17 protein-coding genes are annotated in these 16,977 nt (G+C 68.9%); 15 read left to right on the plus strand and 2 right to left on the minus strand.

What is annotated here, in order from left to right; all coding sequences use genetic code 11:
* The first annotated feature begins 1 nt into the window (after position 1).
* Both AC5592_RS22255 and AC5592_RS22260 read left to right on the plus strand, forming a co-directional pair.
* Complete coding sequence (locus AC5592_RS22255; protein ID WP_036501735.1) at positions 2-370, plus strand: arsenate reductase family protein; 369 nt, start codon at positions 2-4, stop codon at positions 368-370.
* Between the two features lie 118 nt (positions 371-488).
* Positions 489-863 (plus strand): nuclear transport factor 2 family protein, encoded by a 375-nt coding sequence (locus tag AC5592_RS22260; protein WP_063065322.1) that lies wholly within the window; start codon positions 489-491, stop codon positions 861-863.
* A gap of 12 nt (positions 864-875) precedes the next feature.
* Here AC5592_RS22260 and AC5592_RS22265 read toward each other — a convergent pair whose 3' ends face one another.
* Entirely contained in the window at positions 876-1,766 is an 891-nt protein-coding gene (locus tag AC5592_RS22265) for a DUF4873 domain-containing protein (protein WP_232329498.1), read from the minus strand.
* Positions 1,763-2,662, minus strand: a complete 900-nt coding sequence (locus AC5592_RS22270) for an AurF N-oxygenase family protein (RefSeq protein WP_036501729.1) — start codon at positions 2,660-2,662, stop codon at positions 1,763-1,765. The genes AC5592_RS22265 and AC5592_RS22270 overlap by 4 nt, the downstream gene beginning before the upstream one ends.
* A 99-nt stretch (positions 2,663-2,761) precedes the next feature.
* On the opposite strand from AC5592_RS22270, the gene AC5592_RS22275 reads away from it, so the two are divergent.
* From AC5592_RS22275 to AC5592_RS22335, 13 genes are all read left to right on the plus strand, one after another.
* On the plus strand, positions 2,762-3,517 hold the full coding sequence (locus AC5592_RS22275) for a TetR/AcrR family transcriptional regulator (protein ID WP_051024646.1): 756 nt from the start codon (positions 2,762-2,764) through the stop codon (positions 3,515-3,517).
* 82 nt (positions 3,518-3,599) lie between these two features.
* The gene (gene dop, locus AC5592_RS22280) at positions 3,600-5,099 is read left to right on the plus strand and encodes a depupylase/deamidase Dop (protein ID WP_030518124.1); all 1,500 of its coding nucleotides are present in this window, start codon (positions 3,600-3,602) and stop codon (positions 5,097-5,099) included.
* Between the two features lie 181 nt (positions 5,100-5,280).
* Positions 5,281-5,475, plus strand: a complete 195-nt coding sequence (locus AC5592_RS22285; protein ID WP_030518123.1) for a ubiquitin-like protein Pup — start codon at positions 5,281-5,283, stop codon at positions 5,473-5,475.
* 26 nt (positions 5,476-5,501) lie between these two features.
* Entirely contained in the window at positions 5,502-6,320 is an 819-nt protein-coding gene (gene prcB, locus AC5592_RS22290; RefSeq protein WP_051024645.1) for a proteasome subunit beta, read from the plus strand.
* The gene (gene prcA, locus AC5592_RS22295) at positions 6,317-7,096 is read left to right on the plus strand and encodes a proteasome subunit alpha (protein ID WP_036501725.1); all 780 of its coding nucleotides are present in this window, start codon (positions 6,317-6,319) and stop codon (positions 7,094-7,096) included. Before prcB ends, prcA begins: the two co-directional genes overlap by 4 nt.
* Positions 7,097-7,309: 213 nt before the next feature.
* Positions 7,310-8,668, plus strand: a complete 1,359-nt coding sequence (gene pafA / locus AC5592_RS22300; RefSeq protein WP_181320965.1) for a Pup--protein ligase — start codon at positions 7,310-7,312, stop codon at positions 8,666-8,668.
* A 121-nt stretch (positions 8,669-8,789) separates the two neighbouring features.
* Entirely contained in the window at positions 8,790-9,785 is a 996-nt protein-coding gene (locus AC5592_RS22305; protein WP_086007245.1) for a helix-turn-helix transcriptional regulator, read from the plus strand.
* Positions 9,786-9,825: 40 nt separating this feature from the next.
* A complete protein-coding gene (locus AC5592_RS22310) occupies positions 9,826-10,830 on the plus strand; it encodes a helix-turn-helix transcriptional regulator (protein WP_036501721.1) in 1,005 nt (334 codons plus the stop codon).
* A complete protein-coding gene (locus AC5592_RS22315; protein WP_063065323.1) occupies positions 10,827-11,870 on the plus strand; it encodes a 2-dehydropantoate 2-reductase in 1,044 nt (347 codons plus the stop codon). The genes AC5592_RS22310 and AC5592_RS22315 overlap by 4 nt, the downstream gene beginning before the upstream one ends.
* Positions 11,871-11,969: 99 nt before the next feature.
* The gene (gene tatA / locus AC5592_RS22320; RefSeq protein ID WP_063065324.1) at positions 11,970-12,260 is read left to right on the plus strand and encodes a Sec-independent protein translocase subunit TatA; all 291 of its coding nucleotides are present in this window, start codon (positions 11,970-11,972) and stop codon (positions 12,258-12,260) included.
* A 111-nt stretch (positions 12,261-12,371) separates the two neighbouring features.
* Positions 12,372-13,361, plus strand: coding sequence for a twin-arginine translocase subunit TatC (gene tatC, locus AC5592_RS22325; RefSeq protein WP_063065325.1), 990 nt, complete (start codon positions 12,372-12,374; stop codon positions 13,359-13,361).
* On the plus strand, positions 13,358-16,054 hold the full coding sequence (locus AC5592_RS22330) for a DEAD/DEAH box helicase (protein ID WP_036501777.1): 2,697 nt from the start codon (positions 13,358-13,360) through the stop codon (positions 16,052-16,054). Before tatC ends, AC5592_RS22330 begins: the two co-directional genes overlap by 4 nt.
* Before the next feature lie 104 nt (positions 16,055-16,158).
* The gene (locus tag AC5592_RS22335; RefSeq protein ID WP_051024644.1) at positions 16,159-16,896 is read left to right on the plus strand and encodes a DUF4333 domain-containing protein; all 738 of its coding nucleotides are present in this window, start codon (positions 16,159-16,161) and stop codon (positions 16,894-16,896) included.
* Positions 16,897-16,977 lie beyond the last annotated feature (81 nt).

Below are 16,977 nucleotides of genomic sequence, written 5' to 3' on the forward strand. Positions count from 1 at the left end.
CATGACATCCGGACAGACCCAGATCTGGCACAATCCCCGCTGCTCCAAGAGCCGCGCGGCCAAAACCGCGCTGGACGAGGCCGGGGTGGACTACATCGAGCGGCAGTATCTCGACGACCCGCCGACCGCCGATGATCTTCGGGAGGTGCTGGCCCAGCTCGGGCTGGAGCCCTGGGACATCACCCGTACCGGTGAACCGGAGGCGAAGGAGCTCGGTATGTCGGGCTGGTCGCGTACGGAGGCCGATCGCGAGCAGTGGATCGAGACACTGGCGAGCAATCCGAAGCTGATCCAGCGTCCGATCGTGGTCACCCCCGACGGCCGGGCTGTCGTCGCGCGCGACGAGCAATCGCTGAAGTCGGTGCTGTAGACCCCCACCCGGTGTGCGGCCGGAGTACGAGTCCGGCTGCGCGGCAACCACTTCGGTGCGCCGCGGCATTACCCGACGGGTAATCGACCCGCCGCCCGCTCTGCGACATGCTCGTCCTATGAGCGAAAACGAAACCACCAGCACCTACGACGCCATCGCCCAGCGCTACATCGACGCCTGGAACGAAGCCGACGCCGCGGCGCGGCGCAAACTTCTCGACGAGCTGTACCGGCCCGACGCCACCTACACCGATCCGCTCGCGGCCGTCGCCGGAGTTGCCGCGATCGACGAGATGATCGCCGGCGTCCGGGAACAGTTCGCCGGTATGCGATTCGGCCTCGGGCCGGTCGACGGACACCACGACCAGCTGCGGTTCACCTGGACGCTGGGGACTCCCGGCGCCGAGCCGCTGATCGTCGGCTTCGACGTGGTCGTTCTCGACGGTGATCGCATCGCCCGCGTGCACGGATTCCTGGACAAGATTCCGGGCTGACCGTCCGGCGTCTCAGTGAATGCCGTTGTCCGCCAGGGGAAACGGCGGCCGCCCGATTCCGGCGATCCGCAGATTTCCCCACGGGTCGCGCTCCTGCAGCCGGCCCGCGGCGGGCTCGCCACCCGCTATCCGCAGCGACACCACACCGCGCCCGGGGTCGGGCAGCAGGTCCGCCTCCGCCGCGGTGAGACGGCCGTACCAGTGGTAGTGACCGTCGATCGGGTCGGGATGCCCGTTCAGTGCGGCTGTCACCGCGAGTTCGGCGCCCGGTGCGTCGAGTACCGCGGGACCGGCGTACTCGCAGGCGGGCGCCCGATCGGCGGCGACGGTCGTGTCGAAGTGCCGGTGATCCGGTCGCGGCAGCCGCCGGCCGGGGTGGGGGTTCGCAGCCCAGCGACGTGCCGATTCGTGCTGCACGGCACGTCGCAGCTGGATCCGGGTACCGCCGGTTCGGCACATCGTCGCGATGCAGCGCGCGGCGTATTCGGCGCGGGCTTGCACCGGATAGTGCGGCCAGTGCGCGTCGGCGGGGGAGTGCGTCCAGAACAGGTTCGGCATCTCGTGCATCGCCGTGCCGAGATGGGCCACCCGGCCGTCGCTCAGCAGCGCGTGCAGATCGGCGCCGACTCCGGTGATGCGGTGAGTGTCGAGGTCGGCATCGGCCAGGATCACCACCGACGCCGTGGTCGTGCCGTCGTCCGAGCGCAGCCGCCAGCGGTCGTGCGCGCCGTCGAATTCCATGGTGTGCACCGCGGGCGATGGGTGATCGGCCGCGAGCGCGGTCGAGCCCAGGACGGTGATGTCGCGAATTCCGTTGCGCCGCAGCGTCGCCGCGACGATCGGTGCCGACGGCCGGGCCGCGACGACGGCCACGCCGCCCGCGCGGTGCCGGTCCGGCCTCATGCGAGCAACCCCCGCCGCCGCCAGAGTCGCTTGCCGATCGGGCCGAGCAGCCCGTTCTCGTCCAGGAACGCGCCCAGGTCGGCGCCGCCGGCCGCGAGCATGCGGTGCGCGTGCGGATTGGCCAGCGCGGCGCGCACGGCCACGCGCCCGTTCAATCCGGCGCGAATGTACATGTGCCGGTTGGTGATCAGCCGCACGAACAGTGGAGCGGCGACCGCGACACACATCCGCACATAGGCGCGTTCCGCGCGCGACATCGCCGGAACACGGCGGGCGAGGGCGTCACGGGCGAAACCGATGTGGCGCGCCTCCTCGGTGACGTGGACGCGGAACGTGCGCGCCACCACCGGCTGCAGCTGCGGATCATCGATCGTGCGGCGTTGCAGCGCGTCGAAGATCTCCTCACCGACCAGCGCTCCCACCCACACCATCGGGCCGTGCAGAAGCAGTTGCAACGACGAGATCGCCAGCCGGGCAGGGGCTTTGGGCCAGTAGGGCCGGGCGTCGATGCGGTCGATCAGCTTGCCGAACATGGTCATGTGCCGACATTCGTCGCCCATTTCGGTCAGCGTGTAGTGCGAGCGGTGCGAGGTGGGATCGCCGTTCATCAACTCCCGCAACAACAACCGGTTCAGGATGTTCTCGAACCAGATTCCGACCGACAGGATGTTCGCGAGTTCCTGCCGCGACAGCTCGCGCCGCTGCTCGGGTGATATCGCGTCCCAGAGGTCGGTGCCGTAGAGGGAGACCACCTCCGGCGGCAGGAAGAACTTGTCCGGATCCAGCGGGGCGTCCCAGTCCAGATCGACCACCGGGTCGTAGGACTTGCGGACCGAACCGAGCAGCAGACGCTGCGCGAAGGTATCCCGCGGGAGCAGGGTGGCGTCGTTGCCCATTGCTGCGCTCCAAACGAATCGAATTACCGAGACAGGATGTAACACCAAGGTTAGTGAGACGGGGTGTATCGGTCAATACCGCATGAGTATCGTTGACATGTGAGTGAAACCGGTGGACAACGGCCCCCGCGGCGTGCGGAACGGTCCGCGGCAGCCGGTGTGGACGGTCGCAGTACCCGCTGGAACGGGCACAAACAGCGGCGGCGTGCCGAGGTGATCGAGGCCGCGGTCGCGGTGATCGAGGAGAACGGCGCCGAGGTGTCGGTCCAGCAGATCGCCGACCGGCTGGGCCTGCCGCGTCCGGTGGTGTACCGCCATTTCGACGGGCGGACCGATCTGGACGAGCAGATTCGCGGCCGCATTTTGGAATCGCTGCTGACTCAACTACTTCCGACGCTACGGGCGGACGGAACCGTCAAGGACGCGGTGCGCGGGGCGGTCGGCACCTACGTCGGCTGGGTGGACTCGCATCCGCAGCTGCACCGATTCCTGGCGGCGAGTGCCCCGCAAGGGGATTCGTCGCTCGCGCTGGCCGGGGCACGCGACCGCATCGGCGCCCGGCTCGCGGATCTGTTCGCCACCGCCGCCGCGCGCGTCGGCATCGACCCCGTGCGGGCCCGGCCGATGGCCTTCGGGATCGTCGGCTTCGTCGACGGGGTGGTCAACAGCTGGCGCGCCGACTCCGCCTCGGCGCTGGGGTCGGAGCAGATCGAGGCGATCGTGACCGAATCGGTGCTCGGGCTGCTGGAGAGCAATGCACGCAGTCTGGGGGTTCCGCTGGACCGCGACGCCACCGTCGCCGACCTGGTGGCCCGGTCCGAGGCGGCTGCCCCGGACCCGCTGGCGGTCAACTGAATTCGCGACACCGCGCGGCGCGGTGACGGGCCACCGCACCCGGGCGGCCCCGGGGATCGCGCGCGTCGCCTAGGCTCGACCCATGCAGCGCATCATCGGAATCGAGGTCGAGTACGGCATCTCGACACCGACGGAACCCTCGGCGAACCCGATTCTCACGTCCACCCAGGCGGTGCTGGCCTACGCGGCGGCCGAGGGCGTACCCCGGGCCAAGCGCACCCGCTGGGACTACGAGGTGGAGTCGCCGCTGCGCGATGCCCGCGGCTTCGACCTGGGCCGGCTCAACGGGCCGGCGCCGGTGATCGACGCCGACGAGGTCGGCGCGGCGAACATGATCCTCACCAACGGCGCTCGCCTCTACGTCGACCACGCCCACCCCGAATATTCGGCGCCCGAGGTCGTGGACCCCCTGGACGCGGTGATCTGGGACAAGGCCGGTGAGCGGGTCATGGAGGCCGCCGCCCGCTATGCCTCGAGCGTGCCGGGTGCGCCGCGCATGCAGCTCTACAAGAACAACGTCGACGGCAAGGGCGCCTCCTACGGCACCCACGAGAACTATCTGATGAACCGCGATACGCCGTTCAACCAGATCATCGTCGGCCTGACGCCGTTCTTCGTCTCCCGTCAGGTGGTCACCGGGTCGGGGCGGGTCGGCATCGGGCAGTCCGGCGACCACGCCGGATTCCAGCTGTCGCAGCGCTCGGACTACATCGAGGTCGAGGTGGGCCTCGAGACCACCCTCAAGCGCGGCATCATCAACACCCGCGACGAACCGCACGCCGACGCCGACAAGTACCGGCGGCTGCACGTGATCATCGGCGACGCCAACCTGGCCGAATGGTCGACCTACCTCAAGGTCGGCACCACCGCGCTGGTGCTGGATCTGATCGAGGCCGGCGAGGACCTGTCGGATCTGCAGCTGGCGCGTCCGGTCACCGCCGTGCACACCATCAGCCACGATCCCAGCCTGCGCGCCACCGTGGCGCTGGTCGACGGCCGCGAACTGACCGGCCTTGCGCTGCAACGGATCTACCTCGACCGGGTGGAGAAGTTCCACGACCGCGAGGGCACCGACGACGCCCGCGTCACCGATGTGCTGGAGAAGTGGGCGCATGTGCTCGACCTGCTCGAACGCGACCCCATGGACTGCGCGCATCTGCTCGACTGGCCGGCCAAACTGCGCCTGCTCGAGGGGATGCGCAGCCGCGAGGGCCTGGGCTGGGCGGCGCCGAAACTGCATCTGATGGATCTGCAGTACTCCGACGTGCGGCTGGACAAGGGCCTCTACAACCGCCTGGTGGCCCGCGGTTCGATGGAGCGGCTGGTCTCCGAACAGCAGGTCACCGACGCGATGACCAACCCGCCGACCGACACCCGCGCCTACTTCCGGGGCGAGTGCCTGCGCCGCTTCGGCGCCGATATCGCGGCGGCGAGCTGGGATTCGGTGATCTTCGACCTGGGCGGCGACTCGCTGGTCCGCATTCCCACCCTGGAGCCGCGCCGCGGGACGAAATCCCACGTCGGCAAGTTGCTCGAGGGTGCGGGCACGGCCGCCGAACTGGTCAAGCAGCTCACCTCCTGACCGGGCGGCCGGGCGCCGGCGGCGTGCTCGTGCCCGGGTGGCACGGCGTGCTGTGACGTTGCGGCGGGGGCACATTGCGATGTAATCCGGCATGTTGTCACCGTCGCTGGGTAGTGTTGAGGGACGAGCATCGGAGGTTTCCGGTGCTCGCCGATGATCAGTACAGAGGAGGTCGGCTGCTATGGCACAAGAGCAGACCAAGCGCGCCGGTGGTGGCGACGAGGACGACGACGCGGCCGGTGTCGAGGCCGCGGGACAGGAGCGCCGCGAAAAGCTGGCCGAGGAGACCGACGACCTGCTCGACGAGATCGATGACGTGCTCGAGGAGAACGCGGAGGACTTCGTGCGTGCCTACGTCCAGAAAGGCGGCCAGTGACATCAGGTGACCCCTTGCGGCTCCACATGGGGTACGCCCTCTCGTCATTCTCCGAATATCTGCGGGAAAACGCGCCGGAACTGTTGCCGGGCAACGGTTTCGGGCGCGCTGCCGGCGGTAACGGCTCGGCCGGGGACCTGGCGCCGCACGGCACCACGATCGTCGCGGTGACCTACCGCGGCGGTGTGCTGATCGCCGGCGACCGCCGGGCCACCCAGGGCAACCTGCTGGCCAGCCGCGATATGGAGAAGGTGTACATCACCGACACCTTCTCCGCGGCCGGTATCGCCGGCACCGCGGGCGTGGCGGTCGAGATGATCCGCCTGTTCGCGGTGGAGCTGGAGTACTACGAGAAGATCGAGGGCGTGCCGCTGACCTTCGACGGTAAGGCCAACAAGCTGTCGAAGATGGTCCGCGACAATCTGCCCGCGGCCCTGCAGGGCCTGGCGGTGGTGCCGATCCTGGTCGGATACGACCTCGAGGCCACCGATCCGGAGCGGGCCGGTCGCATCGTGTCCTACGACGTGGTCGGCGGCCGCAGCGAAGAGCGCTTCGGCTACACCGCCACCGGTTCGGGCTCGATGTTCGCCAAGTCGTCGTTGAAGAAGACCTACAGCCGCGATTTGGACGAGGACCGCGCCCTGCGCATCGCCGTCGAATCGCTGCTCGACGCCTCCGACGACGACACCGCCACCGGCGGCCCGGACCTACAGCGCGGTATCTTCCCGACGGCGATCGTCATCAATGCCGAAGGGGCGCTGGAGGTTTCGGACGAGCGGCTCGAGCAGATCGCGCGCTCGATCGTCGGCGAGCGGGTGGCCGAAGAAGGGAGTGCGCGTCCATGACACTGCCGTACTACGCGTCGGCCGAACAGATCATGCGCGACAAGACCGAACTTGCGCGCAAAGGTATCGCCCGGGGACGCAGTGTCGTGGTGCTGGTGTACGACAAGGGTGTGCTGTTCGTCGCCGAGAACCCCTCGGCGACGCTGCACAAGGTGAGCGAGCTCTACGACCGCATCGGATTCGCCGCGGTCGGCAAGTACAACGAGTTCGAAAGTCTGCGTCGTGGTGGGATCCTGCAGGCCGACCTGCGCGGATACCAGTACGACCGGCGGGATGTGACCGGGCGGGCGCTGGCGAACATGTACGCCTCCACCCTCGGCACGATCTTCACCGACCAGCTCAAGCCCTACGAGGTCGAGATCTGTATCGGTGAGGTCGGCTATCCGGAGCAGGCGTCGAATTCGGTCCTGTACCGGATCAACTTCGACGGCTCCATCGTCGACGAGCGCGACTTCGTGGTGATGGGCGGCAACACCGACCCGATCAGCACCGCGCTCAAGGACACCTTCCAGCCGGGCCTGGAATTGCGGGCCGCGATCCGCACCGCCGTGGACGCCCTGCAGAAGGGGTCGCCGGACAACAGCGACAAGGACAAGCGCGGCATCGCGGTGTCCTCGCTGGAGGTGGCGACGCTGGAGCAGGCCCGCCCGCGCCGGGCTTTCCGCCGCATTCCGCACGCCTCGCTGGAGACGCTGCTCTCCGCCGACGGCGCGGCGAGTGCGGAGGAGAACGCCGAGCCGGAGACTCCCTCCGCCGGAGATCCCTCCAACCCGTAACCGCTGGTAGCGGGCTCGAATCAGCCGCCCGGCCCCATCCTGTGATCGTGAGGATGGGGCCGGGCGGCTGTCGTCTGCGGGGAGCGCCCGCACCGCGAACTCGGTGCTGCCGACGGCGTCGCGGCCGGTAGAGCCCATATTGTTGTGAACCCGTATGCAACCGCTTGCTCGCACAGCCACTTTCGCCGTTCGCTTTGCCGTAATGTCGATGGTGTGCAGCGACGAATTATGGGGATCGAGACCGAGTTCGGGGTGACGTGCACGTTCCACGGTCACCGTCGGTTGAGTCCTGACGAGGTGGCCCGGTATCTGTTCCGCCGGGTGGTGTCCTGGGGCCGTAGTTCGAACGTATTTCTCCGCAACGGAGCGCGGCTCTATCTCGATGTCGGTTCCCATCCGGAGTATGCGACGGCCGAATGTGACTCGCTGGTTCAGCTGGTCACCCACGATCGCGCGGGTGAGCGGGTGCTCGAGGAGTTGCTGATCGATGCCGAGCAGCGCTTGGCCGAGGAGGGGATCGGCGGTGACATCTATCTGTTCAAGAACAACACCGATTCGGCGGGCAACTCCTACGGCTGCCACGAGAACTTCCTCGTGGTGCGGGCCGGCGAGTTCTCCCGGATCTCGGATGTGCTGTTGCCGTTCCTGGTGACCAGGCAGCTGATCTGCGGTGCCGGAAAGATCCTGCAGACGCCGAAGGCGGCCACGTTCTGCCTGTCGCAGCGGGCCGAGCACATCTGGGAAGGGGTGTCGTCGGCGACCACGCGGTCGCGGCCGATCATCAACACGCGCGACGAGCCGCATGCCGACGCGGAGAAGTACCGCCGCCTGCATGTGATCGTCGGCGACTCGAATATGGCCGAACCCACCACCATGCTGAAGGTGGGCACCGCGGCGCTGGTGCTGGAGATGATCGAGGCCGGGGTGTCGTTCCGCGATTTCGCGCTCGACAACCCGATCCGCGCGATTCGCGAGGTCAGCCATGACCTGACCGGCCGGCGACCGGTGCGGCTGGCGGGCGGGCGGCAGGCCAGCGCGCTCGACATCCAGCGCGAGTACTACGCCCGCGCGGTCGAGCATCTGCGCAACCGCGAGCGCGATCCGCAGGTGGATGCCGTGGTGGATCTGTGGGGTCGCACGCTCGACGCGGTCGAGGCGCAGGACTTCGCGAAGGTCGACACCGAGATCGACTGGGTGATCAAACGCAAGCTGTTCCAGCGCTACCAGGACCGGTACTCGATGGAGTTGTCGGATCCGAAGATCGCCCAGCTGGATCTGGCCTATCACGACATCAAGCGTGGTCGCGGAGTGTTCGATCTGCTGCAGCGCAAGGGTCTGGTCAAGCGGATCACCGAGGACGAGGCGGTCGACGCCGCGGTGACCACGCCGCCGCAGACGACGCGGGCCAAACTGCGCGGTGATTTCATCACCGCCGCGCAGGAGGCGGGCCGCGATTTCACCGTCGACTGGGTGCACCTGAAGCTGAACGATCAGGCGCAGCGCACGGTCTTGTGCAAGGACCCGTTCCGGTCCGTGGACGAGCGCGTGGATCGGTTGATCGCCTCGATGTGAGGGGCCGACGGCCCCGCGGCGGTTCGCGGGGCCGGTCGATCCGGCTGCCGGCAGCGATATCCCGGCGCGGATCGGAGCGGTGGTGCACCGTCGTTCCGGGAGTCCGATTACTCTGTGTCGGGTGGCGATTTCCAAGGTCGAGCGGCTGATGAATCTGGTGATCGCGCTGCTGTCGACCCGGCAGTTCCTGACCGCGGAGCGCATTCGCGACAGCGTTGCCGGCTACGAGGAGTCGGCCAGCGACGAGGCGTTCAGCCGGATGTTCGAGCGCGACAAGAACGAACTACGGGATCTGGGGATCCCGCTCGAGGTCGGCCCGGTGGGCCGGTTCTCCGGGCAGGAGGGCTATCGCATCAATCGCGATGCCTATGAACTGCCCGATATCGATCTGACCAGCGCGGAAGCGGCGGCGGTCGCGGTGGCGGTGCAGTTGTGGGAGTCACCGGAGCTGGCCAGCGCCGCGGAGAGCGCGGTGCTCAAGTTGCGGGCCGCCGGGGTGCACGTCGACGCGGACGCGGCCTCGGCGTCGGTACCCGCGGTTCCGGCACGTACCCGGGGCTCGGAGGCCGCGCTGGGCAAACTGCTGGCGGCCATCGACGCGGGGCGGGCGGTGCGATTCGAACATCGCGTCACCCACAACGCGCCCTACAGCACGCGCGATGTGGAGCCCTGGGGTGTGGTGACCCGGCACGGACGGTGGTACCTGGTGGGCCACGACCGCGACCGGGACGCCGTGCGGACCTTCCGGCTGTCGCGGATCGGGGCCGAGGTCGAGGTGTACGGCCCCGAGAACGTGGTGCACAAACCGGCGGATGTGGATCTGCGTCAGATCGTGGCGCGGGTGACCGGTGCGGCGCCGGTGACCGGGTCGGCGACGGTGTGGGTGGCGCAGGAGCGCGGGCAGGAGATCCGCCGGTTGGGCGTGGTGATCGCCGAGGAGACGGTCGCCGGTCGTCCGGGTTCGGTGGTGGAGGTGCCGGTGCGGTCGCGGGACTGGCTGGCCCGGCTGATCACCGGGCTCGGTCCGGATGCGCTGGTGCTGGCCCCGGAGGATCTGCGGGCCGATGTGATCGCGCGGCTGCGGTCGGTACTGGAACGGACGGAGGTGTCGGCATGAGACGCGCGAGCGTCGCAAGGGCCCGGGCGGGGGTGCGGCGATGAGCAGCAGATTGTCGACGCGGCTGTCCCGGTTGCTGAATATGGTTCCGTACTTCCTCGCGAATCCGGGGATCAGTGCGCCCGAGGCGGCCGCGGAACTGGGCGTCAGCACCAAACAGCTGATGAGCGATCTCAATCAGCTCTGGATGTGCGGGCTGCCCGGTTACGGTCCGGGCGATCTGATCGATCTGTCGTTCTCCGAGGAGAGCATCGAGGTCACCTTCTCCGCCGGTATCGACCGTCCGCTGCGGCTGACCTCGATCGAGGCGACGGCGTTGCTGGTGGCCCTGCGCTCGATAGCGGATCTGCCGGGCATGGTCGATCCGACCGCCGCCCGGTCGGCGACCGCCAAGATCGAATCCGCCATCTCCGGCGAGGCCGGGCCTCGCAGCGAACCCGACACCGCGGAGCCGGTCGAGGCGCCGGCGGTGACCACGGTGCGTTCCGCACTGGCCGACGGACGAGCGCTGCGGCTGGTGTACTACTCGGCGAGCCGGGATGTGGTGTCCGAGCGCGTCGTCGATCCGATCCGAATCGTGCTGGTGGACAACAACTCCTATCTGCAGGCGTGGTGCCGGCAGGCGGAGGGGGTGCGGCTGTTCCGGTTCGACCGGATCGAGGAGGCCACCGAACTCGAGGAGCCGGCGAACCCGCCCAGCCACGCCACCGAGGAGTCCGCGGGGCTGGACCTGTTCTCCGACGATCCCGCGGTTGCCTTGGCGCGCTTGCGCATTCGTGGCGACTACGGGTGGGTGCTGGATCAGTATCCGATGCATCCGGTGGTGGTCCACCCGGACGGCAGCGTCGAGGCGACGATGCGGTTCGCCACGCTGGGCTGGATCGCGCGACTGCTGCTCGGCTTCGGTTCCGGTGTCACCGTGCTGGGCCCGCCGGAGCTGGTGAGCGCGGTGCGGGAACGGTCGGCCGCGGCGCTGGCCGCCTATGACGAGGTCGGCGACCTCGGTTACGACCGGAACATGGTCGAGGAGGTCGGGCCCGCGTGACATTCCGGGTGACGGTGCTGGGCGCCGGAAGTATCGGTCTGTTCGTCGGTGGCAAACTGGCCGCCGCCGGTGCCGAGGTCAGTTTCGTCGGACGACCGCGGCTGCTGGACGAGATCGGCGCGCACGGGCTGCGGCTGACCGATCTCGACGGCGGCGACGATCGCGTCGCGGCGAGCGGTTTCCGCACCGAGACCGAACCGGACAGCGCCGCCACCGCCGATCTGGTGCTGGTCACCGTGAAGTCGGCGCAGACCGCCCAGGCCGCGGCGCAGCTGCGCAATCGGTTGCGCGCGGACACCGTGGTGGTCAGCCTGCAGAACGGTGTCGGCAACGATGCGGCGATCCGGGAGGTGCTGCCCACGGCGGTGGTCTCGGCCGGCATGGTGATGTTCAACGTCGTCCACAGCGGTCCCGGTCATTTCCATCGCGGCACCGACGGCACCGTGGCGGTGGCCGACGATCCGGCGCTGTCCCGATTCGCGCCGCTGTTCGAACGGGCCGGGCTGCCCCTGGACCGACATCAGGATCTGCGCCCGGTGCAGTGGGCCAAACTGCTGCTCAACCTCAACAACGCGATCAACGCGCTGTCGGGCCGGCCGCTGCGCGAGGAACTGGCCACCCGCGACTACCGGCGCTGTCTGGCGCTGGCGCAGGACGAGGCGCTCGCGGCGATGCGGCGCGCCCGGATCCGCCCCGCGCGGCTGACCGTGCTGCCGCCGCGCGTGATGGCCCGCCTGCTGACGGTTCCCGATGCCGTCTTCGAGCGGGTGGCCGGACGGGTGCTCGCGGTGGACCCGAAGGCGCGCTCGTCGATGGCCGACGATCTGGCCCTGGGCCGGCGCACCGAAATCGATTGGCTCTGTGGGGAAATCGTCGAGCTGGGCCGGATGGTGGCGGTGCCCACCCCGGTGAACGCACGGCTGGTCGACCTGATCCGGGCCGCGGAGAACGGCGACGAACGCCGCTGGACCGGCCCCGACCTGCTCGCGGAGCTGCGCGGAGCGGTCGCCCGCGAGGCGACGCGGCCGGTGTCGAGCTGACCTACGACACCGTCTCGCCGATTCGCGGGTGACGACGCGCGTCGTCGCCGGATCGGGGTCCGGTAGCATCGGACATACCACAGTCTTGGGAGGTTTTCGATGGGTTCATTGAGCCCGACGCACTGGCTCATCATTGCGTTGGTGATCCTGCTGCTGTTCGGCGCCAAGCGGCTGCCCGACGCCGCCCGGGGTCTCGGACGTTCCTTGCGCATCTTCAAGAGCGAGATGAGCGAGATGCAGTCCGAGGGCTCGGCGAACGCGGGTTCTGCGAACACGGGATCGGCGAACGCGTCCGGCACCGCACAGCAGTCGGCGCCCGCGGCCGAGCTGCCGCCTGCTCAGCCGGTGAATCCGGCGCCGCAGGCCGACAAGGATCGTCACACGGCCTGATCCGGCCCGTCTCGAGGCCGTCACCCCGGTAACGCCCGCGGGGTGGCGGTGCGATGGCGGTTGGGCGTTTCATCCGGATCCGGCCAGGTGATCAGCGAGGCAGTCACATCCATGCGCATTCCGTTCGACCCCCGCCGTAGCCGGCGCAGGACGAATCCCGACGGCACCATGTCGTTGGTCGAACATCTGCACGAGTTGCGTTCGCGACTGCTGAAGTCGTTGCTGGCGGTGGCGCTGACCACGGTGCTCGGATTCCTCTGGTACTCGCATTCGTTCCTGGGCATCGAGAGCCTGGGCGATCTGCTGCGCGGGCCGTACTGTTCGCTGCCGCCGGAACATCGGGCGCAACTGACCACCGACGGCGCCTGCCGATTGCTGGCCACCGCCCCGTTCGAACAGTTCATGCTGCGGTTCAAGGTCGCCTTCACCGCGGGTGTGGTGATGGCGTGCCCGATCTGGCTGTATCAGCTGTGGGCGTTCGTGACGCCCGGCCTGTACGCCAAGGAGCGCAAATACGCGGTCAGCTTCGTCGCCTCCGGTGTGGTGCTGTTCGTCACCGGTGCGGTGCTGGCGTACTGGGTGGTGGCGCATGCGCTGAGCTTCCTGATGGGGATCGGCAGCAATGTGCAGATCACCGCGCTCAGCGGTAGTCAGTACTTCGGGTTCATCATCAAGCTGCTGATCATCTTCGGGGTGAGCTTCGAGACACCGCTGCTGATCATCGGGCTGAACATGGTCGGCGTGCTGACCTACGAGCGGCTCAAGAAGTGGCGTCGCGGCATGATCTTCGGGCTGTTCGTCTTCGCCGCGATCGTCACCCCGCAGGATCCGTTCTCGATGCTGGCGCTGGCCGCCGCGCTCACCGTGTTGTTCGAGGTGGCCGTGCAGATCGCCCGGCTCAACGACCGGCGCCGCGCCCGCCGGGGCGACAACTGGGGTGCGCTGTCCGACGACGAGGCCTCCCCGCTGGGCGGACCGGACGATCTGGACGGGGTGAGCCCGGTGGAGCCCGCCCAGCCGGTGACGGCGAGCGGACCGGTCTCGGCCGATCCCGCGCCGAAAACTCCGCGCCCGGTGTCGGACTACTCCGATACCCTCTGAGCGTGGGACAACCGTCGCTGACTGGCGAACTCGCGGCATTCGCCGCCGACCTGAAATTCTCCCTGGACCCGTTCCAACAGCAGGCCTGCGCGGCGCTGGAGAACGGGCACAGTGTGCTGGTGTGCGCGCCGACCGGCGCCGGTAAGACCGTCGTCGGGGAATTCGCCGTGCATCTGGCCCGCGCGGCCGGGGGGAAGTGCTTCTACACCACCCCGATCAAGGCGCTGTCGAATCAGAAGTACTCCGATCTGGTGGACCGCTACGGCCGCGACGCGGTCGGACTGCTGACCGGCGACCAGTCGATAAATCCGGACGCCCGGGTCGTGGTCATGACCACCGAAGTGCTGCGCAACATGCTCTACGCGGGCTCGGACGCGCTGCACGGGCTGTCGTTCGTCGTCATGGACGAGGTGCACTATCTGGCAGACCGGTTCCGCGGTGCGGTGTGGGAAGAGGTCATCCTGCATCTGCCGCCGGAGGTGCGCCTGGTGAGCCTGTCGGCGACGGTCAGCAACGCCGAGGAGTTCGGTGCGTGGATGGAGACCGTGCGCGGCGACACCGCGGTCATCGTCGACGAGACGCGGCCGGTGCCGCTGTGGCAGCACGTCATGGTGGGGCGGCGGCTGTTCGATCTGTTCGACACCAAGTCCAGCGACCAGAAGATCCTCGTCGACGAGGATCTGGTTCGCTACATCAAACATCGCGAGGCCGCCGATCGGATGAACGGCTGGTCCGGGCCACGCCACCGCGGTGGCCCGCGCCGCGACTTCCGTCCGCTGCCGCGCCCGGAGATGCTCGCCCGCCTCGACGAGGAAGGGCTGCTGCCGGCGATCACCTTCATCTTCAGCCGGGCCGGCTGCGACGGCGCCCTCGCCCAGTGCCTGCGTTCGCGCCTGGATCTGAGCCGTCCCGACGACGCGGCAGAGATCGAGGCGGTGATCGAGCGCCACACCGGTGATCTGCCGCGCGCCGATCTCGATGTGCTCGGCTACTGGGAATGGCGTGAGGCGCTCTTCCGCGGCCTGGCCGCCCATCACGCCGGCATGCTGCCCGCCTTCCGGCACACCGTGGAGGAGTTGTTCGTCCGCGGGCTGGTGCGGGCCGTATTCGCCACGGAGACACTGGCTCTCGGCATCAATATGCCGGCGCGCACGGTGGTGCTGGAACGGCTGGTGAAGTTCAACGGCGAAACCCATGCCGAGCTGACCCCGGGCGAGTACACGCAGTTGACCGGGCGCGCCGGGCGCCGCGGTATCGACATCGAGGGCCACGCGGTGGTGATGTGGCATCCCGACGTCGACACCAGCGCCGTCGCGGGCCTGGCCTCGACCCGCACCTATCCGTTGCGCAGCTCGTTCCGGCCCGGCTACAACATGTCGATCAATCTGATCGATCGGATGGGCGCCGTGCAGTCGCGGGAGCTGCTGGAGCGCTCGTTCGCGCAGTTCCAGGCCGATCGGTCGGTGGTGGGCCTGGTCCGCGGTATCGAGCGCAACGAGGCGCAGGTGCGGAAACTGCGCTCGCAGATCGGTGACGACGGATTCCTCGAATATCTGTCGCTGCGCGAGCGGATCAAACAGCGCGAACGCGAACTGGAACGGCAGGGGCGGGCCGACCGGCGCGGGGCTTCGGTCGAGTCGCTGACCTCGCTGCGCCGCGGTGACGTGGTGGCCATCCCGACCGGGCGTCGCCAGGGCCTCGCGGTGATCCTGGAACCGGACGCGAGTCCGGGCGATCCCCGGCCGCTGGTGCTGACCGCCGACACCTGGGCCGGTCGCGTCTCGGCCGCCGATTTCCCGACCCCCGCTCAGCCGCTGGGCCGCATGCGGCTGCCCCGCCACGTCGACCACCGCACCGCGCGGGCGCGCCGCGATCTGGCATCGGCGTTGCGCAGCACGGGAATCTCGGTCCCCGGACGAGGCCGGCGCGGTGGTCGTGCGCGCGCGGCCGATGATCGGGAACTGGCGACGCTGCGGCGTGCGCTGCGCGCCCATCCCGCCCACTCCCGGCCCGACCGGGAGCAGCTGGCCCGGGTGGGGGAGCGCTACAACCGGCTCGAGCGTGAGACCGAGTCGATGCGCCAGAAGGTCGCTGCGACAACGAATTCGCTGGCGCGCACCTTCGATCGGATCGTCGCGCTGCTGAGTGAGCGCGGCTATGTCGACGGCGGGGAGGTCACCGCCGACGGCCGACGGCTCGCCCGGATCTACACCGAAGCGGATCTCGTTGTGGCCGAATGCCTTCGGCAGGGCCTGTGGCGCGGGCTCGGTCCCGCCGAACTCGCGGGCGTGGTGTCGGTGCTGGTCTTCGAATCGCGGCAGGAGGGCGGCTACCTCGGCCCGGCCGGGCCGACCGAACCGGTGCGGCGCGCGGTCGGCGCCACCATCGGCGTGTGGAGCCAGTTGCGCACCGACGAGGCACGGCACAAGCTGCCGCCGACCCGGGAACCGGATCTGGGCTTCGTCACCGGCATCTACAAATGGGCCCGCGGCGACGGATTGGCCGAATCGTTGCTGGCCAGTGGTGATCAGGGCAGTGCGTTGTCCGCGGGTGACTTCGTACGCTGGTGCCGGCAGGTGATCGATCTGCTCGACCAGATCCACCAGACCGCCGACGACACCGAAATCGCCGCCACCGCCGCGAAGTCGGTGCGTGCCATCCGGCGTGGCGTTGTGGCGGTGGACGCCGCGTAGCGTGTCCGGCTGTGATTGGATGACTACCGGTACCGACCGTGGTGAGGGCCTGATCACCTCACGCGGGGGGATGTGAGACGACGAGTGCGAGTGGAGGCAGGCACATGAGCGGCCCGTACGGACCGAACGAGACCCCTGGCCCAGGGGAGGGCCACAGCAGCGATCCGACCCAGCAGTGGTCGGGCCAGCCGCAGCCCGGCCAGTCCGGACCGGCGCCGCAGTGGGGTGGCCAGCAGCCGCAGCAGCCCCAGTGGGGACAGCCCGCACCGTCGCAGCAGCAGTGGCAGCCGCAACAGCCGCAACCCCAGCAGCCGCAGTGGGGTGGTCAGAGCCAGCCGTCCTGGCCGCAGCAACCGCCGGCGCAGGCGCAGCCGTGGGAGCCGACCCAGCAGCAGTGGGGTCAGCCGCCGCAGCCGTCGCAGCAGCAGTGGGCGCAGCAGCAGCCCACTCAGCAGGGTTGGGCGCCGCAGCCCGACCAGTCGCAGCAGCAGTGGGGGATGCAGGAACCGCAGCTGAGCACCACGCCTGCCAAGAAGTCGAAGAAGGGCCTGCTCTTCGGCGGTATCGGCGTGCTGGTCGTGGTGGTCGTCGCCGTGGTCCTCGCCTTCGTCTTCCTGGGCAGCGACAAACTGGACAACAAGGCCGTGCAGGACGGTGTGCAGAAGGTCCTCAAGGATTCCTACGGCATCGACGACGTCCAGAGCGTCAGCTGCCCCTCGGGTCAGAAGGTCGAGGTCGGTGGCACCTTCGACTGCACCCTGAAGGTCGGTGGCGAGCAGAAGAAGGTCACCGTCAAGATCACCAAGGACGACGGAACCTACGAGGTCGGCCGCCCGAACTGAGCCGGCCGACACGCAACGCCCGGCCCTACGTAGTCCCCGCGTGCGCCGGGTGGCTGCGAGGCCGGGAGCGGTGAGTGTGTG

Source organism: Nocardia violaceofusca NBRC 14427, assembly GCF_963869435.1.
Lineage (GTDB): Bacteria > Actinomycetota > Actinomycetes > Mycobacteriales > Mycobacteriaceae > Nocardia > Nocardia aobensis.

Bases quoted from the DNA above. Each gene is read 5' to 3' on its own strand.
- AC5592_RS22255 (WP_036501735.1), top strand. From the start codon at position 2: ATGACATCCGGACAGACCCAGATCTGGCACAATCCCCGCTGCTCCAAG.
- AC5592_RS22260 (WP_063065322.1), top strand. From the start codon at position 489: ATGAGCGAAAACGAAACCACCAGCACCTACGACGCCATCGCCCAGCGC.
- AC5592_RS22265 (WP_232329498.1), bottom strand. From the start codon at position 1,766: ATGAGGCCGGACCGGCACCGCGCGGGCGGCGTGGCCGTCGTCGCGGCC.
- AC5592_RS22270 (WP_036501729.1), bottom strand. From the start codon at position 2,662: ATGGGCAACGACGCCACCCTGCTCCCGCGGGATACCTTCGCGCAGCGT.
- dop (WP_030518124.1), top strand. From the start codon at position 3,600: ATGCAGCGCATCATCGGAATCGAGGTCGAGTACGGCATCTCGACACCG.
- AC5592_RS22285 (WP_030518123.1), top strand. From the start codon at position 5,281: ATGGCACAAGAGCAGACCAAGCGCGCCGGTGGTGGCGACGAGGACGAC.
- prcB (WP_051024645.1), top strand. From the start codon at position 5,502: ATGGGGTACGCCCTCTCGTCATTCTCCGAATATCTGCGGGAAAACGCG.
- prcA (WP_036501725.1), top strand. From the start codon at position 6,317: ATGACACTGCCGTACTACGCGTCGGCCGAACAGATCATGCGCGACAAG.
- AC5592_RS22310 (WP_036501721.1), top strand. From the start codon at position 9,826: ATGAGCAGCAGATTGTCGACGCGGCTGTCCCGGTTGCTGAATATGGTT.
- tatA (WP_063065324.1), top strand. From the start codon at position 11,970: ATGGGTTCATTGAGCCCGACGCACTGGCTCATCATTGCGTTGGTGATC.
- tatC (WP_063065325.1), top strand. From the start codon at position 12,372: ATGCGCATTCCGTTCGACCCCCGCCGTAGCCGGCGCAGGACGAATCCC.
- AC5592_RS22335 (WP_051024644.1), top strand. From the start codon at position 16,159: ATGAGCGGCCCGTACGGACCGAACGAGACCCCTGGCCCAGGGGAGGGC.